The following is a 26,658-nucleotide window of genomic DNA, read 5'->3' as shown; positions in this document are numbered from 1 at the left end:
AGATGGTGCCCGAGCTGAGGCAGGCCGCCGCGGTGGATAAATCGCGGGCGGTCTTGGCAACGCTGGCCCAGCGGTAAGCGTCACGGAAGGAGGCCTTTAATCGGTTCTAGTTGTGAAGCCACTTTTCGCAAGTACCTTGCGAGTTCCTGACGATCCCATAAGGGTAGTACTTTTCCGACTTTTCCAGGTTTAGCGGCGACTGCCTCGAAGAAACCCATGCGACCTTCCTCAACGAACCGGGCGGTGTTGGGTGAGAGCGCTGGAAGTCGGAGCACTATGGCTCCGCGCTTTATGGCAGCGACCACTGGTTGACTTGCCAAGTTTTCTGCAAACGGGTCGGCCTTACCCCGGAGCTTTGGGGCCAATCCCTCATTTGCGACAATGACCAACGGCAGAGAGGAAAGGCTCGTGGCGTTCAGACGCTCGAGACCGCGTTCGTCATCGCTGTATCCAGCCAGGAAATACAGCATTGTCATGTCGACACGGCTCGATAATTCAGCGATGGCGTGCAATCCCCAGACGTCTTCCCCAATAGCCGGGCCTGAAACTCGTTGCGTTATGGCGTCTGCACGGGAATCGACACTCTGGTCCCCACCGGCGAAATCCATGTAGACGCTAACCCGATGTGTGGTCGCGTAGTCGACGACCTCCTCAAGCCAGGTCGCGACCGCTTCAGGCGTGTCGTCTTCGGGCTTCATCGCGTCTCCCAGCCCTGGATAACGTGACAGCCCCTGATTGATGATGTCGCCATCCGCTGGGAACACCGCTTTCCCTTCGCGAAGTGCGAACTCAACCAGGAGACGCCCTAGATAGGTCTTGCCGCCATGGCCACGGCCGAGCGCGGCGACGATCAGGCCGCGATCTCGCTGATAGTGTGAGGCATGGGCGTTGCGAGCTGGAAGGCCTGCAACGATGACGGGAGCTGACCCGTTCTCAGCTGGGAGCATAGCCATAATAGTCCTCGTCCCCTGTTTTAGGGGCTACTCGGGTTGCGGCATCCCCCGGATCACCGCTCCCCGCCGAAGACCTTGACCGGTCGGGGCAGAGCCGACAGGTCGATCTCGCCCGACGAAGGGCTGTCACGATCCGGCGGCTTCTGCCAATGTTGACCTTCATCTGTTGGCGGCACTGCCGCCTCCAGATGAGGACCAGCCACTTCAGTGGCCGGATCTATGTACCTTGTTCGAGTCCGAGATGCACGCCCATTTTGCAGTTCGGTGATCAAGCCCAGAAAATCGCGCCGCAGACCCTCGACCGACTGGCTAAGGCCCTCGATGGCAGCGAACAGCGCCGGCAGCGCCTGTGGTTCGCCCGTGCTACCCGACCTAGTAGATGGCCGGTGGGGTGCTTTCGGACCGCCTTTCCCAAGTATCTCCCTGGCCATGGTCACATGCTCCGGAGAGACTGACCGCGAGTTCTCTTCCAGCCCGAGAAGCACAACCTCGGCCCAAATACGCCGTCGCTCCCCTCCAACTACACTTCGGAGTAGACGGGAGCCTTGTAACGTTCCTTTCGGGCCGATCTCGACCCGGACGCCCTTGCTTCGCAGGCCTTCCACAGCGGCTCGAACCGCTTCAGTTGTCGCTCGCATCGGGCTGCCTGGCACCACTCTGTTCCTCAGTCAGTCCGGTAAACTTATAATGCGGTCGGTAAGGTTACCAGGTCAGCGTCAGCTTTTCGATGGGTATGCCTCACCCGATCCCATTGAGCACACTGGACGCTGAGGTCCGTCAGGAACGAGGCGGCCCGACGGGGTGGTTACGCATCCGCACTACATCGCCGTGCGGTGAACTGGCGACATGCATAGTGCGGAGGCTCGGAACAGAATGGGACAAGCTACCGGTGACGGAGGACTTCATCGTACTGGATTGGCGGTAAGCTTCCCTATGTGGCTTGGCTTACCTGGATGTTACAGCGGTGATCCGACTCCTGGTGGGAATGCTCCAGTCCCTCGACGCGGATTCATCGGTGCAGCGCAAGTGGAACCACGCAGCAAGCGCACCTGCCGCATGGGAAGCTTACCATTCAGCATTAAAGCTCTCCGCCGACACGCAAAGCTCACCCCGCGTATGGTAAGCTTACCGCCGTAGTGCTACTTAGATCTGGTGCGCGGGCGTAAGTGTTGTTTGCGCTAAACGAAGTTGATCAGGGTAGCGGAGCACGTCTTCCAAGCCGCGCTGAGCCGAAAGAGCAACGGTTCAGAGACCCGGATCCCGTCATAATCTTCCTAAGTTGCTGGATGGCTGTTTAGATTCCTGAGCGGCCATAGGGCTGAGGCGTGGCCGATCCCCGGAATCAGTCCTCCAGGATCCAGCCTTGGCCACCTCGTCGGCCGCAACCCGACTTCTACCAGACCGAAATTAGAAGATCCAAAACCCTCCCTTCCCGGGCCAGCGATGCCAGCCACGAGGAGAGGAAGCAGGTCTCCGCCTGCCACGCCCGCCAAGGGCGGGTACCCGACGGTCTATACACAACATTGTTCATGGTGTCTCAGGGCTGGACCTCACGGCTTCCTCAGGATGCGCTGAAGGGCAACTCAAACTGCGGACAAGATTGTTCATGGTCCGATACCCGGCACTCCCAAACGCGGAGGGCCCAGCCAACGACATTGTTCATGGTTCGTCGGTAGAAGCCGGCCCAGCCCCAGGGCTGGATCACGGCCAGGCAGGGAAGGACGCCCCGAGAAGGCTCCCTCCCCGCCATGAGGGGAATGGAACCAGAGCTTCCGACCGGGCGGAGACCGGCCGTCTAGCCAAGGACAGGAAAGAAGGTGAAGTGGGACCCGCTTTCCGGGCCCACTCAACTGGGCAAAAGGCCCAACAAAATATGGACTTTGCGGCTTACTAGCGAAGCGCCGGAACCCCCAAGAGAAAGGGACATCAGCCGCAGCAGAGCGCGGCCTCATCCAGGTCCTTCCGTGGCCAAGTCCACCAGGACCCACACGCCAGAGGCGAAAACCCGTGCCAAGGAGGGGTGCCGCATCGGTCAGGAGACCTTCGCACCACCCGTCCTTCTGGCGACGGGCTGAACGATCCTTAGGGCTCGAAGGAGAACCTCCCTCCGCGCTCTGGACGACCCCCTAACACGGCTCACCAGACCACTCCAGGAGCCCCTCCCAAGGGCTCCCCGGCCGACCAGGAGGCCAGCTCGGGAAGCCGAGAAAGCGGAATGTCCCCCCTCCCCCATTCGCCCCAGGAGCAGGGTCAAAAGGAGGGGGAGAATTCCGGCGCAATACCGCAAACTCGGGGGAAATAGGTCTCCGACCGATTTCCCCCGAGTTTGCTGGTTGAGGTCGGGCGGCTACGCCACCCTTCCTCGCCCCCTCCGGCCGGGGGAGGCCCATGGGTCAGCCCGTCGAAGACGGACATGTCCCACGACCGCGCTTCACCTCCGATGAAGGCTCCGCACGGCTTCGCCCCTACCCTCGCGCTGCTCAGTCCGTGGCTCCCGGGATCGGCCCGTTGGCCCGATCCCGGCTCCGGCGTGCGGGTCCACCGCACAACCGGAGCGCGTTGCGCGTCTCCCCGACGATGTCGGCTCGACAAGCGTCACGCCGCCCGCCTCCGACGGGCGTGTGCCGATCAGCATGTTGCGGATCGGCAAAGAGGCGGAGGCGGGGCCCCTCGGCCGGCAATGCCCGCCTTCCAGGGTTCCCCGCCGTCGCTACAAAAAGGAAACTCCGCCACCGGCGGGACGGATCTAACCGGATCGTCCGAACCGACCGAAGAACGGGACCGCAACCTCCCGCCATGTTACCCATGCCGGGACGGCAGCATGCCGCACTCAAAAAAGATGCCGCCCGATGAGCGGAGAAAGACAACCTCCCTCCGGCAGATCAAACGAGGGAATGTCCGCTTCTAGCGGCACCACCCATCCGGTCGTGACGAAGGGGCGCTCAGTGCGCCCCTTCGTCACGACCGGATCACCCCACCCCTCATTTTGAGGCACAAAGCCGTGGGAGATCGCCACCGCCGGGCTCGGCAGCGCCCTATGATCCCGACATGGCGAAACGTGGCCGAAAACCGAAAGCGTCGGTCGCCCGCGCCGCCGCACCGAACCTCTCCCTCCGCGCTCTGCGCTCGAGACGGCAGTCGGCTGGCAATAAAACGCCCATCCACTTCAGGCATGTTTCGTTCAAGCGAGACGGTCGGGCCACGAACGGTCTCCGTAAGCGCCAGACCTATATCGAGAGAGACGGCGCCGCCGAGACTCTCGACATCAAAGATCTGGAAAAGGCAGACCTCGCCCAGTCCGCCGACAAGTTCATCGATGCCGATGCAAACTCATTCGACCCTGCCAGGGCCTCCTTCGGAACGCTCGGTCAGACTGCGGAAGAACGTCGGCAATTCTGGTTAACGGCCGACGACCTCGAAAAGAAGAATGCTCGAACCCAGTACGGCATCATCGCCGAGCTGCCTCACGAGGTATCGCCAGCCGGCCGGCTGAAGATCGTCAAGATCTTCACCGAGGCCGAGTTGGAGAAGAGGGGCCTGCCATACTGGGCGGTCACGCATCGGCCCGATGCCCACAATGACCCGCGGAATTTCCATACCCACATTCTGTACTATGCCCGCCCAGGAAGGCTAACCGACGATGGGTGGAACTTCACAACCACCTCTCGGCCAAACAGTCCCGCAGGTCCAGAACCCCTCGTCGCGGGCGAATACCCATGGGGCACGGAAAAGCCGAGCAAAAGGATCAAGCGCATGGAGGAACGGATCGCGTTCCTCAGCGATCCGAACGAGCTGGCAAAGATAAAGGCCAACATCGAGGTGGCGGTCGCGACGCCCGCATCGTCAGGTCCTCCCTACCTCTGGGGGAAGGCGCTACCCAATAGCAGGCTCGGCATGTTGAATGCCGCGGCCGAAGAGTTTTCCGATCCGTCCATCATCGCCAAGGCCAGGGCTGACCTGGCTGAAGCCAAGGACATCGCCGAAGGGCGCGCAACGCGCCGCCCGGAAGACCGGGGGGGACCAAACAACAAGTCACGGCGCGACTACCCCTGGGGCCAAGAGGCCCCTGGAAGCCGCAAGAGGCGGTTCGAGGATCAAATCCAGAAGGATCCCCGGAACCGCAAAGCCCCGAAATGGGCGGCCGCAGTCGCGGAAGTCGACACCTTCCTCGCCTCACCCGAGGCGAACATGAGGACCATCACAGCCAAAGAGCCGGTCCTCACAGCTAAGGTGGATGACAAGGACTGGGTGATCTCCATCAAGGACGCGTGGTGCCGGGCTTGCAACGAGGTCCTGGAAGAAGAAGGCCACCAAAAGCGATACCACCCTGGTGGCTACAAGGACCTCGGAATCGAGGCAGAAGCCTCGAAGCACCTCGGCACCAAAGCGGCCGCCCTCGAAGCCCAGGGGTTCATGACGGCCGCCGGCCAGGCAAACACAGAACGCGCTCTCCGAAACATGCTGACCGCCGGTGTCGACATCGATGACGCTGCCGCCGAAGCAGCCCGCCAGACGATCGCGCGCCGCGAGCAATGGGCGGAGATGGAGGCAGAGGCCGCTAGAAAAGCCGGACGCCCCGATCGAGTAGCCCACTGGGAAGTCGAGGCAGAAACCGCACGGCAGGTCGCTCAAGCGATCAATGAGCGGATCGAAGCGCCCAAGCCAGAACCGGCGCGCATCATCCTGGCGGACCGCCTCCGCGAAATCCTCGACCTGCGGTCAGCCCTGCCGGACGAACAGCCGATCGAGCCGACCCCCGCGGTGGCCATCACATCGGCCCCTGCAGGCCTTGCCGCCCTCCTCATGTCTAGGATGGACCCAGAGGCCCTGGCCGAGCACGCCGCTGGTGGCCCGGCACCACCAAAAGAAAAACCCCCCGCCAAGACATCGGCGACCCCGGTGCAGCCCCTGGTCCAAGTGCGGGCTCCCGCCGAAATGACAGCCATGCCCTCCACGTTCGTCCCCGCGGCGAAAGATGAGCCGGCAGCCAATTCCTCTGTGCCGGTCGCCGAGGCTCCCGCGCCGCATATCGCGATCGACCCGGCGGCACCGATTATGCCCCGCGGGAAGGAAGCTTCTACCCCGGTCGCGGCCGAGCCACAGCTTGCCCCGTCCGGCCCGGCCCCCGTCGTGGGAACTATCCCTTCAACCACTCCTTCGGTCGCGCAAGACGTTCCGTCCGTGCCGCAACCTCCCGTCGCGACCGAGACCGGCGGCGCGGCCGGATTCCCGGCCGGGTCCGGAACTGCCGGCGATACCGGCGCAACCCGCGGCAATGCGGCGACAGCCGTTGTGCCTGCCCAGAACAACACTTCTCTCGCCAGGGGAGCATCCCGACAGGAGACCGCCAGGGCGGTCGAGGATCGGGCGAAGCGGATCGCCGAACGGCTCGCCACCCACGACACCAGCAAAGCCATCCGTGTCCGCCCAGACGCAGACAACCAGGAGCGCGCCGCTATCAGGGTTAGCCTGATGGCCAAGCCACCAGAGGCCCTCCGCCTCAACGGCCGCCACACGCGCATCGCCCTACAGACGCCCCAGGATCCCTATGATCGGGCGTCACTTCAGGCCGGCCTTGAGGTCATCACCGAGGCGGTCACCATCACGACAGCGGCCAAGCGCGGGCCCGAGATTGCTCGCAAGATCGGACTGGACGGGGCTGTCCGCCACCTTCGGGCCGCCGCCCGCGCCGTCACCAGGACGGCCGACGCCCTGGCGGAAACCCTCCCCGCTATCCGCGGACGCGTGGCGCAACTGGCAAAGGAAAGAGGCACCCCCGAGGTCGCCATCGCCCCGGAGGGGGCCAAAGCCTACCGAAAGCTTCGGGACCGTGACCCCGCCGCGGCCAAGGCGGCCCAAGACATCGAAGCGGCCATGACTCGCCTTGAGCATGCTTGGACGGTCGCCCGGACTGAAGCTCTCGCTCATCAGGGATTCACCCAGCCCCACCGCGCCCAAATCAACCAAATCAAGGCGGCGACAAGCGCCGCGACAGCATGGATTCCGCCTGAGCCCGACAACCCCCGCACGGTCGAGCGGCGCGCATCCAACCTGCTCAGCAGTCGAAACCTCCCTGCCGGCCGCCAGCTTCTGGGGTCCGTCATTGCCGGGGAGAAGATGTTCCAGACAATGAACGAACAGCGCCTGCAGGACGAGCAGATGGAGCGGGACATCGCCGAAGCTGACGCCAAGGAACATTCATCAGAACGGGGATCGCCAGCGCGGTCTTAGGTAGCCGAAGTTTCGAATTAAGCGGCCATTGCTGAGCGGCTGGCCGCCATGGTCGCAATAACAGCGAATGGCGAGGTTGGGTGGTTTGCGGCTGTAGAAGGCTCGCCGCCCGGATGTCTGCTCCACCCTCTTAAGCGAACATAGAGCAGCCCGCCCGCGTCGGTGCCCGCCACACGACGAAACGCACGCTGCCGTCGGGCCATTGCCGCGGCATCTGCTCCATCCAGTTCCACCCAGCAAGGCAGGCGCCTGCCGGAAGCGGACAGTCCGCCCCGAAAATGTAACTCGGACGGGTCGGACACTAGGAAGCCATTACGCCCGATTGTGCCATTCGGCACGATACGGCTAGGGTTCGACCAAGACTGTGAGGGGCGGGACCGACCGACGTGCTGCTGGCGCCAATCATTAAGCTGGTCCGCGCATACGATTCGACCGAGTGGGAGATTTTCATTCGGGAGTGGCAGAAGGGGCTGAAGAGCTATGACGCGGTCAAACGGCTGGGCGGCCCCGGCGATCTCGGCCGCGATGTGATCGGTTTATACAGTCCGCAGGCCTGCGAGGGCGTGTGGGACAATTTCCAGTGCAAGCATTACGAAACCACGCTGGGCGTTCCGGCCGCGTGCGAGGATGCCGGTAAAATCATCTTTCATGCTTTTCGCGGCGAGTTCACGCCGCCCCGGATGTGCTCGTTCGTCGCCCCGCGCGGGCCCAGCACCGCGCTTCGGAAGATGCTGCTCAATCCGAATCTCTTTCAGGACGAGGTCATCAAGACCTGGAACATCCGTGTCGCGCCGAATGTGGTTAGTAACGAGCAGCACACCCTGATTGGCGACCTAGCGGCTTACGTGACCAACTACGACTTCACATCGTTCACGTTCGCGACGCTGGAGGAAGTGCTCGACGACCACCGGAAAACGGCGTACTGGGCCTCCCGGTTCAGCGGCGAGCTACCGCCGCCGAACGTGGGACAGGCGCCGGTTGAAATCACGCCGGATGAGACCGTTTATGTCACCAAGCTGTTCGATGTGTATGCCGAGGAGACCGGCATACCGATCGGCTGCGCGGGAGACCTGACGGCTTACGTCGAATGGCTGGATGATCTACAAAAACAGCGCGTGCGTTTCTACGATGCGGAGGCGTTCATGGCGACCTACCGCGATCAGACCGAACCTGGGACCATCGAGAGCTTCGCCGATGAGATTATGGATGCGATCGATCCCGCCATTGCCATGGCGAAGTCCGCTCATGTCCGATTGTCCACAGCTCTCGTGACCGCGGGAACGACGACGCCAGCGAGCGTGCTCTCCCCACGTGCGAAGGTCCGGATGAAGCAGGGCGTTTGCCATCAGCTGGCGAACCTCGACCGGCTTACGTGGAAGGTCTAAGATGGGCCATATCCATCCGCCCCGACGGCGGCCCCGCATCTTTAACACGCCGTTCGAAACCGGTCTGCGGTCGGTCGTCATCCTGACCGCCTGCTATCCAGAATCGCTGAGCCTGCATAAGCTCGTCGTGTTCGATCACCTGATCGTCCATAGCGGAGACTTCGATGGGCCGGAGAGCATGCACCCCGAGGATCGTTCGCGTGCGGCGGAGATCCTCGTGCGGCGCGGCCTTGTCGCTTCGGGGCTGGCCCTGATGGGGACGCGCGGCCTTATCACGCGCGCGGCGACGCCCGAAGGCTTCCGTCACCAAGCAGGGGACGACGCTGGATCGTTCGTCGACCTGCTGATGACGCCCTATTCTGAAGCGCTGAAGGAGCGCGCAGACTGGATCGCCGAAAGCATCCTGCGGCTCGGCGACGACGAGCTGGCCGCACTCGTCCGCAGCCGGATGGATGAATGGGAGCCGGAGTTTCAGTCCGATCAGAGCCAGGCGCCCTGATCGTGCAGCTGCGCTTCCTCATCATCAGCGGTCCTCAAAGCAAACCGGCCGTCATCGATTTCTTGCCGGGCCTGAATGTCATCTATGGCGGCTCGAATACCGGTAAGTCGCACATCCTGCGGATGATCGATTACCTCCTTGGGGCAAGCAAACCGCCGCGCCCAATCGCCGAGCAGGCCGAATACGACCTCGCCCATCTTGGTGTGGTTTGCAACGACGGCACGGAGAAGACGCTGGTCCGTGCCCTGAAGGGCGGCGATATCCGCATTATCGACGGCCTGCTTCGCGGGCGGCCCACGGCGGATCAAGGAATTACGGTCTCAGCCCGTCACGGTGCCAGGGCCTCGCTTTCGAAGACTCTCCTCGAGCAGCTCGGCGCGGCCGACAAGCGCATCCAGACAAACGCCGCCGGCGCGACGCGCGATCTCAGCTACCGCGACCTCGAGCGCTTTGCCATCGTTAACGAGACCAAAATCCAAGAGGACACGTCGCCGGTCCTTACCGGGCAATACACCACGAAAACGGCCGAAACGGCGGTGTTCAAGTTTCTGCTGGTCGGCGTTGATGATTCGGCGATCGACATGGCGAAGCCGGACGCCAGCCGACCCTTGCGGCAGGCGGCCCAGCTCGAGTTGCTCGATCAGCAGATTCGCGAGGTCGAGCGCGAGATCGCGGATGCAGACCAGGATCATGACGAGTTGCGGCAGCTCGATTTGACGCTGGACAACGAATTGGCGGACTCGTTCACTGTTCAGGAAGCGGCGGAGCGGGATTATCGCGTGCTGACCACGCAGCGCCGTCAGCTGCGCCGCGAGCACGAAAACATCCGCGACCGCATCGACGAGATCGACACGCTGCAGGCCCGCTTTACGCTTCTGAACGATCACTATGCGTCGGATCAGGAACGACTGGCCTCCGTCATCGAGGCCGGCACACTCTTCGCCCTTGGGGATGGGCAGACCTGCCCGACCTGCGGTGCGGACTCAAAGCACCACAGGCCTGAATTCGCTTGCGACGGAAATGTTGACGAGATCGTGGCAGCCGCAAAGGCCGAATTGGCCGAGCTCGGCAGACGGGCTGCAGAATTAAAGTTGACGAAGCAGGGGCTCACGGATGAGCGGCAGGAACTGGCCGCCCGAGCCCGCGAAATCCTGCCCGCGCTCGAAGCTCTACAGGCCGATATACTGCGCGAGGTCCCTTCGGTGCAGACCATCCGCACGCTGACGAACACGGTCATCGCACGCAAGCTTACTGTCCAGAAAAGTCTAGAGTTTGTGCGCCGCCTCGACCGACTAAACCAGCAGCGCGCGCAACTCGGAATCAGCCCAGGGTACGACAGCAGCACCATGGTCGCGGCGCAAAGCCTTGACGGGACCGTACTCGACGAATTCTCCCAAGTGGTCGAATCCGAGCTGAAGTCTTGGGAATTCCCGAATGCGCGCCGGGTGTTCTTCGACCTAACTCAGATGGACATCTCCGTCGCCGGCAAGGCACGCGGATCAAACGGCAAGGGGGTTATGGCGCTGTTGCACGGCGCGTTCAGTATTGGGCTGATGCGCTTCTGCGTCGACCGCAAACGGGCTCATCCCGGCTTTCTCGTCCTCGATTCGGTGTTCGTGACCTATAAGGACCCGGACAGCCTCGAGGACGTTGCCATTAAGAATACGCAGCTGAAGGACCGGGCGTTCGAGGCCTTCGCTCAGTTGTCCGACGAATACCAGTTGATCGTGCTCGACAACGTGGACGTGCCGGACTGGCTTTCGTCCCAGCCGCGCTGCACTCATTTCACGGGACGGCCCGGTCAGGGCCGGGCGGGTCTTTTCCCGTCATGAGTTTGGCGCTGGATAATCTGTCCGTCGAACCTAGCATGCGCATCGCCTTGTAGCTGTGTTGCCCGTCCAAGAGGTCAACACACGCTCAGCTTTACCTCATCCAAATCGGTAGCGTCTCAAAGGTGTCCAGCGCAAAGGCGAAGAGGCCGCCTCGCGGTGGCCTTGTCGTGAGGGCCGTTTCCCCTTGGAGCAAATTAGAACGGGCTAAGGGACTCGAACCATTGTCTCCAACCTTGGCAAGGTTGGGGATCGCGAGTTGCCGCTTTTGGCAGGCAAGTTAGCTCGATCTAGCGTCCGAGATGGGGCGCGAAGCAGCCGCTTGTACCCGTGGTGACGCAATGTCTGCTTCCACGTTCATGTCCGACTTAGCGTCAAGGCGCACCAATGTCGTGGAAGGGTTGGAAGCCGGCGCAGGCAGCCTGGCTGGGCCAGCGCCGGGTCGGTTGGTGGGCGAACGAGTGCCCCTACTCAGGTCGGACCGCTGCCCGCCTGACTTGAAAGCCCGTCTTGGATTGCTCGAAGCCCGCCGCCTCGTAGAACGCCAGCGTGGACGCCTTCTTTGAGCCGGTCATCAGCATGACTTTGTAACATCCGGCTTCCCAGGCGCGCTCGACGCCGCGGAGAGAACCGCTCGCCCGAACCCCGCTCCCCTGTGATCGGCGTGGGTTACAACGTTCTCTACTAGCGCGTAGGGCCTGCCGCCGCGGGTCAGGTTTGGGATCACGACGAGCGTACAGGTCGTGACCAACGTGTCTCCGATCATCCCCACGAGGATGACACTGCCCTCGTAATTTAGCAGGTCATCGAGAACGGCGACGGCATTCTTGGTCGGGCAGCGCGCATCGTCCGGATTGAGGTGAACGTAAAGGTCCAAGAGGCACGGCACGTCGGCGTGGTCTGCGGGCCGGATGACGAGGGCGGTCATGGCAGGATCACAGCTAGCGTCCACCCCGTCGCGAACAGCCGCTTTGGGTGGGAAGCGCCTGTAGAAGGCTACTGCGGGTACGTCCGCTTCACCCTCCTGAGCGGACCATCAATCGGATGCATCTCGATTCCAGCGCACGAAGCGGAGTTCCCCGGAGCATGCACACATCCATAAGTGGCCCGTAATTGAAACTACGGAGCCACTCATGGCCGATACCCACGTCACGATCGAGCCGTCGATCCTTTATCTCGGAACCCCGGTGGTACTGATCAGCACGCAGAACGAGGATGGTACCGCCAACCTGGCACCGATGTCGTCCGCGTGGTGGCTGGGATGGCGGTGCATGCTTGGTCTCCAGACCGCGTCGAAGACACCGCAGAACATGATCCGCACCGGGCAATGCGTCCTTAATCTGACGTCTGCCAAGCAGGCAGATGCGGTGGACAGGCTGGCACGGCTGACGGGCACCAGGGAGATACCGGCGCTCAAGCAGAAGCTGGGCTATTCCTACGAGCCGAATAAATTCGAGGCGGCTGGCTTGACCCCCATCCCATCGCAGACCGTGGCTGCTCCGCGTGCGCTGGAGTGCCCTATTCAGTTGGAGGCAGTGGTCGCGGCGCGTCACGGTCTCATGGAAGACGACCCCGAGGTCGCGGGTCTGATCTCGGCCTTTGAAGTGCGGATCACCCGCGTTCACGTACATCCCAGTCTGCTGATGGATGGACACCTAAACCGGATCGACCCCGCCAAGTGGCAGCCGCTGATCATGAACTTTCAGAAGCTCTATGGCGTCTCGAACATCGAGGTCGTGCCGTCCCGCCTCGCAGAGATCGCCGAAACGGATTATCGCATGCCCGACGTGGATCGGGCCCGCCATGAAGCTCTCGAACCGGCTCACTGAGCAGACCGCAAGTATCCTCAATCCTTTTCCATAGGCCGGCGTGAGAATAGGTCGAAGCCATGCCGGTTTAGGCACGGCTTCGACCAATTTCGTTGTGCGCTATCCGAAACGGCCAGCCGCACAACAGGCCAGAGGCGCGATATCTCGTTTCGAAAGCAAGAGCCGGAGTGCTGCAAGCCACTTGCCGGGATACCCTCAGGGTCAAGATGCAGGGGAACGACCCGATGAACAGTCAAGACAAACAGGCTGCCGCAACTCTCGCGGATCCGCGCTGGGCGCGTATCGTCGCCCGCGACAAGACCGCTGACGGCGAATTCTGGTACACAGTCAGCACGACAGGTGTTTACTGCCGGCCGTCCTGCGCCTCGCGCGGCTGCAACCCGAAGAACGTCACCATCCACGGCACTCTCGAGAGCGCGCAGAAGACCGGCTTCAGGGCCTGTCAGCGGTGCAGGCCCGATGGGCCGGCTGCTGAGGTCGTGAACGCCGAGATCGTCACCAAAGCTTGCCGGATTATCGAGACGAGTGAGGTGGCACCGTCGTTGGCTGATCTCGCCGAAGCACTTGCGCTCAGCCCTGGATATTTTCACCGCATCTTCAAGGCGCACACCGGTCTCACGCCCAAGGGCTATGCAGCCGCCCATCGCGCGAAGCGCGTGCGCGAAGCGTTAGGCGGCGAGAACAGCATCACCGAAGCAATTTACGATGCCGGCTTCAATTCTAGTGGCCGCTTCTACGAAGCATCCAACGCCATGCTCGGAATGACCCCATCGAACTTCCGCAAGGGTGGGGTGAAAGAGGAGATCCGCTTCGCCATCGGCGAAACGACGTTCGGCTCCATCCTGGTCGCATCAAGCACCAAGGGAGTGGCCGCTATCCTCCTCGGCGACGATCCCGAAGCGCTGGCGCGCGACCTCCAGGATCGCTTCCCGAACGCGACGTTGATCGGCGCTGATGCCGATTACGAGGCGATCGTCGCGAAGGTCGTCGGCTTCGTCGAGGCGCCGCAGGTCGGGCTCGACCTTCCGCTCGATGTGCGTGGCACTGCATTCCAGCAGCGTGTATGGCAGGCGCTGCGCGACATTCCGGTCGGGCAGACCTTGTCCTACACCGATGTCGCCGAGCAAATCGGCGCGCCGAGCGCGACACGCGCGGTTGCGGGCGCATGTGCTTCCAACAAGCTGGCGGTCGCTATCCCGTGCCATCGCGTCGTACGGAACGACGGTGCCCTCTCCGGCTACGCTTGGGGTGTCGAACGCAAGCGCGCGATTCTCGATCGCGAGCGTGCGTCGGCATGATCTCCTGCTCCGGCGCTTCTTTCGATTTGAGAGCAAGAGCCGGAGCGTCGATGAGGGCACTGCCATCTATCTTCCGTCCATGAGAGATGGAGCAAACAACATGGGCGACCACCATCTGCCATTCGCGGCCGAAACCATCCACTACGGCTATCACCCGACCACCACCGGGCTGGCAGCCGTTGCCGTCAGCCGGCGCGGCGTCACCGCGGAGCTCCTCGGCATCGACAGGAATGAGCTGAGCGGCAGGCTTGCCGACGCGCTTTCGGGTGCCAATCTCGTCGAGGACGAGACCGCCATCGGTTCCGTGCTTGCCGCCGTCGTTCACTACCTCGGGGCGCCAACCGGCGAACCCGGTTTCGACTTGGACCTGCGCGGGAACGCCGGCGAACTCGCCGTTTGGGCGGCACTGCGCGCCATCCCGAGTGGCGAGACCCGCACCTATGGTGCGCTCGCCAAGGCGATCGGCACCGGTCTCACCGCGCAGGAGGTGGGCGCAGTATGTGCCGCCAATCGTCTCGCCGTGGTGGTCCCGTGCCACCGCGTCCTGAAGGCGGACGGCTCGATCTCCGGCTACCGCTGGGGCGTCCACCGCAAGCGCAAGCTCCTCGCCATGGAGAGAGCGGCATGACCGTGACACGCATCGAGGACTTCGACTGGACGGCGCTCACCGGCGATCTCGACCGGCAGGGCTGGGCGGTGCTGCCGGAGCTGCTGACGGCCGAGCAGAGCGACGCAATCGCCGGCATGTACGGGGACACCCCCGCGTTCCGCAGCCACGTCGTCATGGCTCGGCACGGCTTCGGGAAGGGCGAATACCGCTACTTCTCGTACCCCCTGCCCGATCTCGTGCAGAAACTGAGAACCGGCCTCTATCCGAAGCTCGCCCCGATCGCGAACGCTTGGCACGAGCGCATGGGGATGGACGTGCGGTTTCCCGCCACGCATGCGGAGTTCCTGGAGCGGTGCCACGCCGCCGGCCAGCGCCGCCCGACGCCGCTGCTGCTGCAATATGGCCCGGGCGACTATAACTGCCTCCACCAGGACCTCTACGGCGAACACGTCTTCCCCTTGCAGGTGGCAACGCTGCTGTCGGCGCCGCATGAAGCTTTCGAAGGCGGCGAGTTCGTCCTCACCGAACAGCGCCCACGCATGCAGTCGCGGCCGGCGGTCGTGCCGCTCACCAAAGGTGATGCCGTAGTGTTCGCCGTCAACAGCCGCCCGCACCGTGGCACCAAGGGAGATTACCGGGTGATGTTGCGGCACGGCGTCAGCGCGCTGCGCTCTGGGCGCCGACATACCGTAGGGATCATCTTCCATGATGCAGCCTGAGGAGACTCTTGCGCCGGACCTGTTCGAGGAAGGACGACGTGCTATGCCCTTGCGGCCGGGCGCCATGCTGCTGGGCGGCTTCGCTGCTCCGGATGCGCCTGCCCTGCTGGCTGATGTTCGTCGCATTGAGGCCAGGACGCCGTTCCGGAACATGGTCACACTGGGCGGATGGCCGATGTCGGTCGCGATGACCAATTGCGGTAGCCTTGGTTGGGTGACGGACCGGACCGGCTACCGCTACGATCCGCTTGATCCGCAGACCGGTGAGCCGTGGCCGGCGATGCCGGAGACGTTCCGATGCCTCGCCGGGCGGGCGGCCGAGGTTGCTGGCTATCTCGGGTTTGAACCGGATTCCTGCTTGATGAACAGATACGAACCGGGGTCCCGACTCTCGCTCCACCAGGATCGTAACGAGCACGACTTCGACGCTCCGATCGTCTCGGTTTCGCTGGGGTTGTCCGCAACGTTCTTGTGGGGCGGCGCAACCCGCGGTGACAAGCCGATGCGAATGCGCCTGTTCCACGGCGACGTGGTGGTTTGGGGTGGTCCAGCCCGGCTTACCTTTCACGGCATCGATACGCTGCACGGCGGCGAGAGCCCTGTGGGCGAGCTACGATACAATCTGACTTTCAGGGTCGCTCGGTGACCTGCTGACCCACGATGTTCGCTTTCCTGCCAACACCGGACATTCCCATGTCGGACCTGACGGTCGCCTTAGGGTCGATGCCCGCTATTCAGCGCCTGGCTGCATGATACTCTGACATGATCGTGCTGCGGTCAGGATCAGCTTGGCAGCACCGATTCGAGCAGATCTGACCAGCTCCGGGTCATCCAACTCACCGCAGTCATAGACCACCTCACGTCTGCCAAAGCAGCGTGAGTTCGGCTCGGTACATACACACGAGGGAGACGCATCTCTCCCAGTCCAGGGTGTTAGCCATCATCTCCTTTGCGAGCTTTAATTCGAGGGCTGTTTCAACGCGCCCGGGCGGCATTGCGGCTAGCGCGGTGGTCTGGGCGGTCAGCTTGTCCAGCACGAGTATGCTGCCCTTCCGCACCCTGATCATGGCCGTGGGCTCGATGCCGAGCTTTCCGGGCACGAGGTCGGCCGCGCCGAACCAAAAATGCGAATGTCGCGGGCGAGTTGGCAGGGGTTCTCAGTGATGATCTGCGCCGTACTCGCGCCGTAGGGCTCGTAAGTACGCACGTGCAGAGACCTGCCGATCCCGAAAAGGGAGCCCTGCCCCCCGGGCTGGGCCAGGTAGAAGGTTTGTCTCCTGCGTCAGCGCGGTGTGGTGGTCCAGCCCCGTTCGGGCCGGCCCATCCACCCCGCCGCTGCCCAGGGAGTACCCTGATAATGAAGGTTTTCCGTGATCCTCACGACATCCTCCGTCGCGCCGCCGACCGGCTGCTGGCGCGCCAGCTCGTCCTGAAGCTGAAAGGCGGAAGCGCTAAGCGACGGCGCCCGGCGCGGCCGATCGTGCCACGGTCCTACCCAGATCTGCCGCCGGTCGAGTTAGAGGTCGTCGCCGATGGTGACCTGCCCACCGGCGCCCTGCCATCTGGCTGGTCCGCTCTGTACGAGATCGGCGCGTCAGCGGCTGAACCGCCGGTCTATGTCGGCCAGACCAGGCGAGGCCTTCGCGCACGGTTCTCGGCCCACCTCACGGCGGCCCGGCACCGACGGGGCAGAAACCGGCAGATGGAGGCTTGGCTCCGCCACCGCGCCGAGCGAGGTGAACCGGTGGTGATCCGGGTCGTCGGGCTCTACCCGGCCGGAAAAGCCATCGACGATGCCGAGCGGGCCCGCATCGCCGTGCGACGCGCCGAGCTCGGCGCGCACCTGCTCAACCAGGGCCCGGGCGGCGAGAGCGCGCCCGCCGGGCAGCTCGTGTCGGCGGAGGCGCGTGAGCGGGCCCGCATCGCGCGCCAGGTTCTGCAGCGCATGCCCGGGTACCGTCTGCACCAGTCGCGCGTGTCCAGCCTTCGGCGCCACGCGCCCGCGGCCCTGGAGGCGCTGCTGGTCGCCTTCGCCACGGCGGACCTCAGCGTCACTACGCGCGCCATCTGCGGCGCCCACGGTGTCAGCGAGACGGTGCTGCTGGGCCTGCTGGACGGGACCGCCAACGCGCTGATCGTCAACCACGAACTGCTCGCACCGGCCCGGGCCGCCCAGGCCCGTCGCCAGGCGGTGCGGCTGGACGAGAGGGAGGGTGCCTCCAACGCCGTCGCCTCCGTCCTGCTGGCCTACCTCGCCGCGCCCGCCGGGACTGCGCTGGCCGACATCGCGCGCGAGCGCGGGCTCGACCCCAGGCGTGTGCAGGAGGTCGTGCGCCGCCGCGAGCGGGGCGTCCCCGACGATCTCGCCCGGGCTGTTCGCGCCCGCATGGACGAGGATCTGCGCCACCGCATGCGGATCCGGCGTCACGATGAGGAGGCCTCCCGGCCCGAGCGGCAGCAGCTCCGCTGGTTGCTGACCGCCTATGCCCGCCCGGGATCGTGCCTGACGTTGCAGGCGATCGCGACCCAGCTCGGGATAACCCAGAGTGCAGTGTCCCATGTCCTGGCCGGACGGCGGGGCCGCCCCCTGCCCCGCCAGCTTCTTCGCGCCTGCCGTGCGCGGGCTAAGGCTCGACATGCGGGTTCTCGCACGGGAGCTCGCTTGTGACCGCCGCGTCATCCCGCAGCGATGGGGTGCTCGCCGATGGTAGCAGAATCGGGCGATTTCTCGTCGTCCGTGATGTCGACGGGCGGCGCCACGCGCTGGCAGCGAGCGCGGTGATCGCGGTCTCCGAGACCGAGGACAGCGATACCCTGCTCCTCCTCCCCGGCGGGCGCGCACTGCGCCTCTGTGTCTCCCTTCCCCAGCTCCTGGCTTGGCTCGACGGCCGGGGCTGATCCGCCGCTAGCTACATCGACACGAGCAGGCCTTTCCCAGCGCCGGCACATGCCAGCGCACTCTCCTACACCTGTCGCGGGCGGCACGGGTGCCAGGGCCGGGCCATGGGCCGGCCTCCGGCATTCCGCCGCCGCCGCGTTCGAGAAATCCAACATGTCATCGATACTCACTGCACTCCCCACGCCCTCGCGGCGCGGGACCTCATGCCCCCTCGCCCAAGCGGACGAGCAGGGCCTGGGAGGAACCAGCTCTCCGGTCCCTCTCACGCCTGCGCACAGACCCTCGGAACCGATCCTCAGCCCCTCGAAGGCGGGGGAGACCACCTGATGTTACCGCCCACTTCCGAAGTCGGAGCCTTCTCCGTTCCCCTTTCACCGGAGGCGCGCCTCCTCGGCCTCTGTGCCCGCATCTCGACTGTGCAGCGCCACACCCTGAAGCTGGCCGGGCTCGAGCTCCAGGCCGAGCTGTTGGGCGAGCGCGACGCCGCCGACCACCTGCACCGGCGGCAGGTGCGGCTCGTCCAGTTCCGCCATCGCCTCATCGCGGAGCTCTGCGAGATCCCAGCCATCAGCGCCGAGGCGTGCCGGGCCAAGGCGTTTGCGCTTTTCACCCTGGTCACCCTCGGTCCTCAAGGCCGGCCCGAACAGCCCGAGGAACTCGCCCTGTGGTCGGTCTGCCGCGACCTGGCCGCCGCGGCCGATGCCCAGCTTTTCGGCGGCGAGCGCTTCCCGCCCGAGGCGTTCCGCACGGCCCTGCACCTCGTGTGGCGGGCTGCGTGGCAATGGGGGCTGGACGAGGTGCAAACCCGGCGCCTGCTCGGCAGCCCGGCCGAAGAGACGCTCCAGGGCTGGTTCCGGGGCCCGGCACCACGCGGTGCGCCGGGGACGCGGCGCCGCATCGGCCTCGTCATCGCGCTGCACCGGCGGCTGCGCCGGCGTTACGCCTGGCCCGACCGGGGCTTCGACTGGATGACCCGCTCCAACCTGCGGCTCGGCGGCCGCAGCCCGCTGGCGCGCATGCTGGACGGCGGCGTCGACGACCTGCTGGCCGTGCACAGCGTCCTCGATGGCGAGGAGAACGCCGACGGGCTGGAGCCACCAGGCAAACGCCTTAGGCCCGCCTCCGGGCTGCTCGAGGCCGATCTGGAAGCAGCGTTGGCGGCCTTCTGTGACCGGGAGCGCGAGGTACGGGTCCCCGCTGGGAAGCGGGAGGCAGCGTCGCCCTTCTCCTTCCCGTCCTGGGACGCGGTCGAGCGCTGGGTCTGGACCAGCGACGGGAACGACGACGCCCCGGTCCGCATGCGCATCGCGCGCCTGCTCGTGCTTGCCCGCCGTGTGATCGGCGACGAGGACGCCCTGCGCCGCTGGCTCACCGCGCGGCAGGTCTGGATCGGCAACAGGAGCCCGCTCGCCGCTGCTACAACGCCGGGCGGGCTTCACCGGGCCGAGGGACTGCTTCGCATCGTTGAGGAGCAACGGCGGCGTCTGCGCGGTTCCAGCATCCCGCCCGACGACAAATAGCCCGAGCCGCGACGCAGCTGCTCCGAAACGGCGGCCGCCCGGCCGCCGAGCACAGCACGAAGAGACATCCCCCTGTGGGCGGCGCGGGATGCCGTCCCGGGCCCCCTGGGCCGGGCCGACCATCCCGCCGCCACCCACACCGAAACAACGGACAGACAACATCATGAACGATCTCATCATCCGCTTCCGCCGCTTGATCGGCGGCTCAATCTCACCGCGGCGCTCTGCCGGCGCTCCCGAACCCATCCTCGACCTGCGGTGCGAGGTGGTCGCCATGCCCGGCCACGCCGCCTGCGCGCCACCCAGCGGAAAGGCCTGGATCTACGACCTGGCTCCTCTCCCAACGGGTGAGCCCTTTTACGTGGGCCAGACCTGCAGTGATCCGTTTGCGCGGCTCTCCCGGCACATCGGCTTGGCACAGCGTGGCGCAGGCCGGAACCGCAAGCTTGAGGCACGCCTACGCCGCATGGCCGAGAACGACGAGACGCTGGTTCTGCGCCTTGTCGACCTCCTGCCCGCGGGCACTTCAGCGGCCGTCCGCGAGCAGTCCCGAATCACAACCATGAGGGAGCGTCTGGGAGCAGGCCTGCTCAACCTTGCCTCCCGCAATGCTCACCCGGTCGATCGGCTCGTGCTTCCGGCACGGCGCTAACGCCTTCAGCGCTGAGCCGCCCACCACAACGCGGTGCGGAGGCAAGAGCCTGCGAGACAGGCGGCTCCAGGCCTCTGCCCCACTCCAAATTTGTCCTGCTGCCCCACCATCGCGGGCACTCCACCACCTTTGCCCGACTGTTCAGCACCGCCGGGCCATCTCCTGAAAGCCACCATGATCCGTATCGACGGTATTCCCGACCTCATCACCTGCCAGGACCTCGGAGGTGAGGCCGCTCGCCTTGAGCGCCTCGCCGCCGACCTCCGCCGACTGACGGGAGGCATCATGCCGACACCCGAAGAACTAGAAGCCTCTCCCGCCCTCCACGCCTGGCAGCTGACCACGCGCCCCGTGCCCTGCCTTTCGGGCATCGGCCTCGGTCACCCGCGGCTCCGCCAGGGGCCAATCGTTACCACGGATGTATGGGTCATCGACGCGGGCGCGGGCTGGGCACGGACGCTCTCCCGCTACTACCGGCTGGAGGCGCCAGCGCTGTCGCAAGGTCCGCTCGGGAGCGAGGGCGAATGACCTGTGTGCATTCCGGAGATGCGGGCCAACCGCCGAGCGCCGGTCAAATCGCCTTCGCGAGGTCGATGGAGCAGCAGATGGCGAGAATTGGACGGCTGCAAGGATGCGGGAACCCGACATGAACCCCATCCCAACTGCACGGGATACCCGCCTCGAACTTCTGGTCGATGCAGCCACCACGCGGGCCCTTTCAGAACTGGCGGATCAGGACCTCGTCGGCGAGCTGGTGATGCGCCTGGTCACACCCTGGGACCATGATGACCCGCTCAGTGGGATCCTCGATGGGGAAAGGGCGCTTCGCGATGAAGCCGCCAGGCTGGTCACCGGACTGACCATTGGCCAGGTCGAATGGTTGCGTGGCGGACGGACACCCGCCCTTGCCAAGATACACCTCATCCCGGCCGATCCGGCGCCTGTCACGGTGGCCGATGTTGTCGCCGCCGTGGAGCGCGTCACCGGCAGTCCGGCACGCGCAAGACGCTGGCTGCTCAGGCCCCATTCAAGGCTGGGCGGAAGACCCGTCGATCTGTTCGCCACGAACGAAGGAGCAATCGCGATCGTCCTTGCGGCCATTTACATTGAAGGTGCAGCACCTCCGTAGCTGCATCGTTCAGGCCTTCGTCGTCGCACATGATGAAGGTCGACAATCACGGCCTCCGCAGCCTCGGGTGGCGAAGCGGGCGAGATGCCACTCCTGTACCGCCGCCCGGTGATGCGCCGACAAGACGCGTCAGGTGCCGAGCGTTTCCGCAGCGCAACCCCTCCCACTCCGGCCACCATCAGTGCCCTTATCGGCAGGCCTTGCAACGGCGTGCCGACGGGCTCTCTCAAGGACCCATCCATGATCAAAATCAGCTGCCGGTCCAACGGCCTCGTTCGCCGGGACCTCACCCCCAATGCCCTTCTCAAGATGCACGTCAAGAACCATGAGATCGGGGCGACACGCACGAAAGCAGTGACCCGAGACGACTTGAACAACGTCCAGCACGCAGCCGCTTCGATGCCGCTGGGTATAGGGCTCGCCCGGTGAGCGGGAGCGCTTCAATGGACGCCCAAGAGCCCGTCACCGTCTCCGGCCTGAACTGGGCACTGCGGCACAAGCGGGACTTTTCCGCTGTGCTCTCGCTGGAGGATCCAGACGCACGAGGCGGGCTGCGCTTTCATCGCCAGCCTGGGCCCAGGCACCTGGTGCTCCGCTTCGTTGATTTGGACATCCCGCCCCCTGCCCGCTACGCGGGGATGCCGCTCTTTCGCATGGCGGATCGCGCGGACATCGAGCTTGCTCTGGAGTTCGGCCGCGCCGTGCAGGCTGATGGCGGGCACATGCTGGTCCACTGCCATGTCGGGATCGGACGATCGACAGCTGTTGCGCTCGCCATCCTGGCGGATCGTCTTGGCGAGGGGCATGAGGAAGCCGCTCTTGCCGAACTCCTCCGCATTCGGCCACAGGCTGTTCCCAACCTGCACGTCGTGAGCCTCGCGGATGACATCCTCGACCGCGGCGGCGCTCTTCTTCGCACCGTCCAAGAATGGGAGCGGGATCGGCCCGAGAACCATCGCCGGCGTGCCTACAACCGCACTGCGCATTTCGTCTTCTACGGCCTGACGCTCGGGCCAGATGAGTGAACGAGATCTGAAGCGTGGATGCCGCGGGGAGCTTCGGACAATGTTCTCCCAGGTCCTCTGCAGGCACGTCCATAGAATGGCCAGAGAGTCCGTTATCATGCAGCGCGGAGCGGCACGATGGTTGCCGGTCCGAGCCCGCGAAGTGCGGCGCGACGAGAAAAGTCCAATCCTCAATCTCTTCGATGATGTGGGCCCCGTCCGCCGGGATGTTGGAGGTGAGCGCGTGCGATCTCAGGACCTCGGCTTGCTCCCGGGACCAGTCGTGAGATTCGCCGTCGGAGAGGTCGTCAGGCACGGGATACTTCCGCTCACTATGATCTCAGCCGAATCTTCTGGCCGTACAAAACAGACGAAAGCCTGGAACCCTGAACGGCGTGGAAGCGGTCCAGGGTGTAAGCTGCTTGTGGATCAACCGGAGGTCTAATTGATCATCTTTTTGGACTTCGAGGCCTCGTCGTTGTCGGAGGGATCGTTCCCTGTCGAGGTCGGTTGGGTGACGGAGGACGGCGAGGCTGAGTCGTATCTCATCCGGCCTGCGCCTGAGTGGGACGAGTGGTCCCCGGAATCCGAGAGGATCCACGGGCTCTCCCGCGACCGCCTGGAAAGGGAGGGCAAGCCGGTGGCCGAGGTGGGGCGGCGAGTGCTCGACGTGCTCGGCGCTGAAGGAGTGGTGGTCACCTCCGATGCGGCGTCTTGGGAGCAGCGCTGGCTGGATCGGATGTTGCTCGCGGCTGGGCTGTCGCACTCGGTCAAGGTGGTCGAACTAGAGGAGGGGATCCTGCTCCCCGAAGCCCGGCGTCTCCTGCGGATGGCCCCGCCGGAGGGCACGCCTGGCGCTCATCTTGCCCGTGGCGCCCTCCTGGACCGTGCAAGCGAGATCGTGGGGGATGCCCAGCACGTCATAAAAAACCGGACGAGGGTCCGCCATCGCGCCCTTCAGGACGCCGAGGGTATGCGCTGGTGGTGGCTGGAAGTGAGAGATCGGGTCGCGCAAATCGTGGGAGACGACTTCGGCAACCGCCTCCTGGCGCGCAAAGGGTCGGTCCGCCACGGCCTTCTAGGGGAAGGGTGACCGGGCGGCCGCACCGCCCGCACGACTAGGGAGCCACTAGCTTCGCACGGCGCTGGTGACGCCCGGCGGCATCACCTCCGTGCTGCTAGTGAGGGGAGCGAGACGCAGTTGGTGGATGCTGGCCTGGCCGCCAGGGTGTCCCGTGTGGCAGAGGCGCTGGCCACCGCGCGCGGTGAGGGCGAGAGGCTGATCGAGGTGGTGCTGCGCGGCCAGGGCGCGCGGGAGGTTTCCCTCACCAGCGTTCTCCCCACCCCTGCCGGGAAGCCGAGCTGGCGCTTGGTGGTGCTCTCCTCGGGCAGGAGTGACGGTCGGGCGCAACTGCAGGGCTGGGCGGTGGTGGAGAGCCTGGCGCGGGCGGATTGGGACGGGGTGCGGCTCACCCTAGTTTCGGGAGAGTCGGCCAGCCTGCACCAGGGCCTCTACGAAGCCATCCGCCTGCCGCGGCAGGAGCTGCCGGTGCGCGTGGCAGAGGTTGTGCGGGTGGAGGCCGATATCGGCTCGCACCCATCGCCGCCGCTTGCGCCGGCCGCAGCGCCGACAATGCGAAGCCGCGCCTATGAGGCCTCGCCTCCCGGATCGGCGCCGATCGCCCAGGCATAAGCGCCGGCGCTGGCGTCGGCGTCGGCAGGGCGGATCCCCTTCTCCCTCGCCTTCCACGTGTCCATGCGGGCCGGGACTACCGCGAACCTGCCCTTCCTGAATGCCGAGGTGCCGGCCGAACGGGTTTGTTGGATCCAGGACCCCTCGGCGCGGCATCCCCTGCCGGCGGTGCGGATCACCAACGCCACGCCAAACACGCTGCTGGACGGCATCGTGACCGTCTCCTGCGCCGAGGGGGCAGAAGGCGGCGCGTGGCTCGGCGATACCTAGATGCGGGCGCTGCTGCCTGGTCAAGTCTGGCTGCTCGCCTTCGGGCGGATCCGGGACGTGCTGGTGACCGCCTCCGGCCACGAGGCGCAACGGACCGTGGAGGCAAGCTTCCGTCCGGGCCAGGTCGTGCTGAGGAACCTGCGCACCGAGGAGACGGCCTTCGCCCTCGAACCGCGTGGCGCACGCGGCACTGTGCTGATCGACCTGCCTCGTCGCGAGGGAGCCAAGCCTCTCTTTGCCGTGGAGAGCTAGGGCGACTTCGGACTACGCCATCGGGCGTCGCTCGACGGCGGCGCCACCACCCTCCGCCTTGCCTTCGAGCGGGGAGGGCGAGCAGCAGGTCACGATCTGGGACGCCGGGCTGGGTGACCCGCTGCTCCTCTCCTGGCGAAGCATCGAGGTGCAGCCGACGCTACATCGCCTGCCCGGTGGATCCGGCACCCTGCTGACGCTTCGCAGGGCCTTGGAGCGCAAGCCGGCCGATGCGCCGGGGCGGGCGTAGCTCGCCCAGGTGATGGAGGGCGTGGCGCAGGCGCGCTCGCCGCTGGACGCCTTCGGGGCCCAGTGGCGGGCCCACACGACAGCGAAGGCGGCGCTGAGTCGGGCGCTGGCGGCGGCCGAGGACCGCAGCGGCGCAGCGAGGGAGAAGGCGCGGCGGGCCCTGAACCGTGCGAGCCTGGAAGCGGAGCAGGCTGGCGCTCGCGCGGACGCCGCCTGGGAGGCATGGCAGCGCGCTCATAGAATGGTCCACCGCCTCCCAGGTCGTCACTGGGCGCGGCGGCGTGGCCAGGGCGGGCGTCTTCGCTTGCAGGGGCGTCACTGCGGCGGAGAGCAGAAGGACAGGGATAAGGAGGTGCTTCATGCCCGCTGTCCTGGACGAAGCGGCTCGACCGGAGCACTGGCCGGATATTCACAACGCCTTGGTGAGTCGGGGATCGTAAGTCCACAGGCGCAGCTTCCGCGCCCTGATGCGGGCACTCGCCGGGTGCAACGGATTGATGATCACGTTCCGCTCCTCCGGCACGATCACCGAAGGTACGACGAGCACCGCCGTGCGCCGGCTCCGCAGCCAGGCCGTTCCCCAGCCGATGCTCGTGCGGCTCGACGGGCGAGCGTCCCACCCCACCGGCAGCGCGGCCGCCTCGTGCTCCTCGCGCGCCTCCCAGACCTCGTCTGAGATGGCAACCTCGACGAGGTAGCGGTTCAGCGGCAGCCCGCCCGCGTTGAGGTGTGCCATCGTCTCCAGGCAGGCGAGCGACCGGTTCTCTGCGGCGTAGACCGCCGGCGTGTCACGCTCGTTCCATCGCCCACCCGTCAGTTTGGCCCCCGTACCGGTCAGGTCGTCGGCCTCGTAGGCGGGCGCATCGGTCGCGATGCGCCACACCCGGCGCGGCTCACGTGCCGCCCGCGTCACGCGTAGGCGCTGCCCTGGACATGAGCGAGGGTGCTGGAGACCAGGGCCTGGCCCTCCATCGTGTCCAGCAGGTCTAGGGGGCGGGCTCCGCCAAGCGCCGGCAGCGGCTCGCTTAGCCAGCGGGACGTCCATGCGGCGGCGTCGAACCCCACCGGGTTGCCCGACTCCTCGACGATGGCTTGGACCTGCCCGACCAGCCGGGCGATGCCGAGCACGCGCTCGCTCTCGGCAGGCGGCAGCCGGTCTTCCCCCCTCACCTTGCGGTTCATGGTCGCGGCCGAAATGTTCAGGGCCCGCATAGCCACGGCCTGGGTAACCGCCAGATCGGACAGAATGCGTTTGGCCTCCGCCGCACGCAGCCCGTGCTTGATCATGCCGATCCGCTTGATCGGCTCGGCTCGGAACATCTCCACGTAGGACACGGCCGACCCGACCGGGCGCTGAGCCGACATCCGACGCGGGCGGCTCGTCGTACCCGCAGCTTGACCCATCTCGATTGCTCCTCTGACCACTTCATAATATCAAATGAGCAGTGACGCGAGCAGTTTCTAGAGCTTTGCCACGCGACCGAGTTACACCTCTACCAAGGAGCTTAAAATCCGCATCGAACCCTGCGTTCAACGAGGGGACACCCTTCCCGCCCGCCTGTAACGGTCGCCCGGAGGAAATTAAATCTGCATAGGTGGGGAGTGGATTTCATCCTTCCGCATGCGGGAGCATGACC

General features: G+C 65.3%; 27 protein-coding genes. 22 read left to right on the top strand and 5 right to left on the bottom strand.

Going from position 1 to position 26,658, the window contains the following annotated elements:
- Positions 1 to 80: 80 nt before the first annotated feature.
- Positions 81 to 947 (bottom strand): hypothetical protein, encoded by an 867-nt coding sequence (locus ACVBD7_RS26235; RefSeq protein ID WP_458098460.1) that lies wholly within the window; start codon positions 945 to 947, stop codon positions 81 to 83.
- 3,054 nt (positions 948 to 4,001) lie between these two features.
- Here ACVBD7_RS26235 and ACVBD7_RS26230 point away from each other — a divergent pair.
- The 4 genes from ACVBD7_RS26230 (at position 4,002) to ACVBD7_RS26215 (ending at position 10,900) form a co-directional block, all read left to right on the top strand.
- Positions 4,002 to 7,184: a MobA/MobL family protein gene (locus tag ACVBD7_RS26230; protein WP_458098459.1), complete on the top strand. Its 3,183-nt coding sequence runs from the start codon at positions 4,002 to 4,004 to the stop codon at positions 7,182 to 7,184.
- Positions 7,185 to 7,570: 386 nt separating this feature from the next.
- Positions 7,571 to 8,569, top strand: a complete 999-nt coding sequence (locus tag ACVBD7_RS26225; protein ID WP_458098458.1) for an ABC-three component system protein — start codon at positions 7,571 to 7,573, stop codon at positions 8,567 to 8,569.
- 1 nt (position 8,570) lies between these two features.
- A complete protein-coding gene (locus tag ACVBD7_RS26220; protein WP_458098457.1) occupies positions 8,571 to 9,068 on the top strand; it encodes an ABC-three component system middle component 2 in 498 nt (165 codons plus the stop codon).
- A 2-nt stretch (positions 9,069 to 9,070) separates the two neighbouring features.
- The gene (locus ACVBD7_RS26215; RefSeq protein ID WP_458098456.1) at positions 9,071 to 10,900 is read left to right on the top strand and encodes an AAA family ATPase; all 1,830 of its coding nucleotides are present in this window, start codon (positions 9,071 to 9,073) and stop codon (positions 10,898 to 10,900) included.
- Positions 10,901 to 11,471: 571 nt separating this feature from the next.
- On the opposite strand, the gene ACVBD7_RS26210 is transcribed toward ACVBD7_RS26215, so the two are convergent.
- Positions 11,472 to 11,825 (bottom strand): GNAT family N-acetyltransferase, encoded by a 354-nt coding sequence (locus tag ACVBD7_RS26210; protein ID WP_458098455.1) that lies wholly within the window; start codon positions 11,823 to 11,825, stop codon positions 11,472 to 11,474.
- A gap of 205 nt (positions 11,826 to 12,030) precedes the next feature.
- Here ACVBD7_RS26210 and ACVBD7_RS26205 point away from each other — a divergent pair, with 205 nt between their 5' ends.
- The 5 genes from ACVBD7_RS26205 to alkB all read left to right on the top strand — a co-directional run bounded on the left by ACVBD7_RS26205 (position 12,031) and on the right by alkB (position 15,999).
- Positions 12,031 to 12,726 (top strand): flavin reductase family protein, encoded by a 696-nt coding sequence (locus tag ACVBD7_RS26205; RefSeq protein WP_458098454.1) that lies wholly within the window; start codon positions 12,031 to 12,033, stop codon positions 12,724 to 12,726.
- Positions 12,727 to 12,950: 224 nt separating this feature from the next.
- Positions 12,951 to 14,024, top strand: coding sequence for a bifunctional DNA-binding transcriptional regulator/O6-methylguanine-DNA methyltransferase Ada (gene ada / locus ACVBD7_RS26200; RefSeq protein WP_458098453.1), 1,074 nt, complete (start codon positions 12,951 to 12,953; stop codon positions 14,022 to 14,024).
- Positions 14,025 to 14,124: 100 nt separating this feature from the next.
- Positions 14,125 to 14,652 carry a methylated-DNA--[protein]-cysteine S-methyltransferase gene (locus tag ACVBD7_RS26195; RefSeq protein WP_458098452.1) on the top strand — a complete coding sequence of 176 codons (528 nt, stop codon included), beginning with the start codon at positions 14,125 to 14,127 and terminating at the stop codon, positions 14,650 to 14,652.
- On the top strand, positions 14,649 to 15,353 hold the full coding sequence (locus ACVBD7_RS26190; protein ID WP_458098451.1) for a 2OG-Fe(II) oxygenase: 705 nt from the start codon (positions 14,649 to 14,651) through the stop codon (positions 15,351 to 15,353). Before ACVBD7_RS26195 ends, ACVBD7_RS26190 begins: the two co-directional genes overlap by 4 nt.
- Positions 15,343 to 15,999, top strand: coding sequence for a DNA oxidative demethylase AlkB (gene alkB, locus ACVBD7_RS26185; RefSeq protein WP_458098552.1), 657 nt, complete (start codon positions 15,343 to 15,345; stop codon positions 15,997 to 15,999). Before ACVBD7_RS26190 ends, alkB begins: the two co-directional genes overlap by 11 nt.
- Before the next feature lie 211 nt (positions 16,000 to 16,210).
- Here alkB and ACVBD7_RS26180 read toward each other — a convergent pair whose 3' ends face one another.
- Positions 16,211 to 16,453 carry a hypothetical protein gene (locus ACVBD7_RS26180; RefSeq protein WP_458098450.1) on the bottom strand — a complete coding sequence of 81 codons (243 nt, stop codon included), beginning with the start codon at positions 16,451 to 16,453 and terminating at the stop codon, positions 16,211 to 16,213.
- A 257-nt stretch (positions 16,454 to 16,710) separates the two neighbouring features.
- On the opposite strand from ACVBD7_RS26180, the gene ACVBD7_RS26175 reads away from it, so the two are divergent.
- The 13 genes from ACVBD7_RS26175 (at position 16,711) to ACVBD7_RS26115 (ending at position 25,022) form a co-directional block, all read left to right on the top strand.
- On the top strand, positions 16,711 to 18,021 hold the full coding sequence (locus ACVBD7_RS26175) for a hypothetical protein (protein WP_458098449.1): 1,311 nt from the start codon (positions 16,711 to 16,713) through the stop codon (positions 18,019 to 18,021).
- Positions 18,018 to 18,251: a hypothetical protein gene (locus ACVBD7_RS26170; protein WP_458098448.1), complete on the top strand. Its 234-nt coding sequence runs from the start codon at positions 18,018 to 18,020 to the stop codon at positions 18,249 to 18,251. Before ACVBD7_RS26175 ends, ACVBD7_RS26170 begins: the two co-directional genes overlap by 4 nt.
- Positions 18,252 to 18,578: 327 nt before the next feature.
- A complete protein-coding gene (locus ACVBD7_RS26165) occupies positions 18,579 to 19,772 on the top strand; it encodes an antitoxin Xre/MbcA/ParS toxin-binding domain-containing protein (RefSeq protein ID WP_458098447.1) in 1,194 nt (397 codons plus the stop codon).
- A gap of 163 nt (positions 19,773 to 19,935) precedes the next feature.
- Complete coding sequence (locus ACVBD7_RS26160) at positions 19,936 to 20,424, top strand: hypothetical protein (protein WP_458098446.1); 489 nt, start codon at positions 19,936 to 19,938, stop codon at positions 20,422 to 20,424.
- 174 nt (positions 20,425 to 20,598) lie between these two features.
- On the top strand, positions 20,599 to 20,952 hold the full coding sequence (locus tag ACVBD7_RS26155; protein ID WP_458098445.1) for a DUF6634 family protein: 354 nt from the start codon (positions 20,599 to 20,601) through the stop codon (positions 20,950 to 20,952).
- A gap of 118 nt (positions 20,953 to 21,070) precedes the next feature.
- Positions 21,071 to 21,553 (top strand): antitoxin Xre/MbcA/ParS toxin-binding domain-containing protein, encoded by a 483-nt coding sequence (locus ACVBD7_RS26150; protein ID WP_458098444.1) that lies wholly within the window; start codon positions 21,071 to 21,073, stop codon positions 21,551 to 21,553.
- Positions 21,554 to 21,793: 240 nt separating this feature from the next.
- A complete protein-coding gene (locus ACVBD7_RS26145; RefSeq protein ID WP_458098443.1) occupies positions 21,794 to 21,982 on the top strand; it encodes a hypothetical protein in 189 nt (62 codons plus the stop codon).
- 14 nt (positions 21,983 to 21,996) lie between these two features.
- Positions 21,997 to 22,578 (top strand): tyrosine phosphatase family protein, encoded by a 582-nt coding sequence (locus ACVBD7_RS26140; protein ID WP_458098442.1) that lies wholly within the window; start codon positions 21,997 to 21,999, stop codon positions 22,576 to 22,578.
- Between the two features lie 424 nt (positions 22,579 to 23,002).
- Complete coding sequence (locus tag ACVBD7_RS26135) at positions 23,003 to 23,650, top strand: transcriptional regulator (RefSeq protein ID WP_458098441.1); 648 nt, start codon at positions 23,003 to 23,005, stop codon at positions 23,648 to 23,650.
- A 111-nt stretch (positions 23,651 to 23,761) separates the two neighbouring features.
- The gene (locus ACVBD7_RS26130) at positions 23,762 to 24,250 is read left to right on the top strand and encodes a hypothetical protein (protein WP_458098440.1); all 489 of its coding nucleotides are present in this window, start codon (positions 23,762 to 23,764) and stop codon (positions 24,248 to 24,250) included.
- Positions 24,251 to 24,313: 63 nt separating this feature from the next.
- Positions 24,314 to 24,520 (top strand): hypothetical protein, encoded by a 207-nt coding sequence (locus ACVBD7_RS26125; protein WP_458098439.1) that lies wholly within the window; start codon positions 24,314 to 24,316, stop codon positions 24,518 to 24,520.
- On the top strand, positions 24,521 to 24,772 hold the full coding sequence (locus ACVBD7_RS26120) for a hypothetical protein (RefSeq protein ID WP_458098438.1): 252 nt from the start codon (positions 24,521 to 24,523) through the stop codon (positions 24,770 to 24,772).
- A gap of 58 nt (positions 24,773 to 24,830) precedes the next feature.
- Positions 24,831 to 25,022: a hypothetical protein gene (locus tag ACVBD7_RS26115; RefSeq protein ID WP_458098437.1), complete on the top strand. Its 192-nt coding sequence runs from the start codon at positions 24,831 to 24,833 to the stop codon at positions 25,020 to 25,022.
- Between the two features lie 408 nt (positions 25,023 to 25,430).
- Here the strand turns inward: ACVBD7_RS26115 and ACVBD7_RS26110 are convergent, their stop codons facing one another.
- The gene (locus ACVBD7_RS26110) at positions 25,431 to 25,934 is read right to left on the bottom strand and encodes an RES family NAD+ phosphorylase (protein WP_458098436.1); all 504 of its coding nucleotides are present in this window, start codon (positions 25,932 to 25,934) and stop codon (positions 25,431 to 25,433) included.
- A complete protein-coding gene (locus ACVBD7_RS26105; RefSeq protein ID WP_458098435.1) occupies positions 25,931 to 26,425 on the bottom strand; it encodes an antitoxin Xre/MbcA/ParS toxin-binding domain-containing protein in 495 nt (164 codons plus the stop codon). The genes ACVBD7_RS26110 and ACVBD7_RS26105 overlap by 4 nt, the downstream gene beginning before the upstream one ends.
- Positions 26,426 to 26,658 lie beyond the last annotated feature (233 nt).

This window comes from Roseomonas sp. WA12, from assembly GCF_054165765.1.
This window is presented reverse-complemented; position numbering and strand designations above follow the sequence as displayed.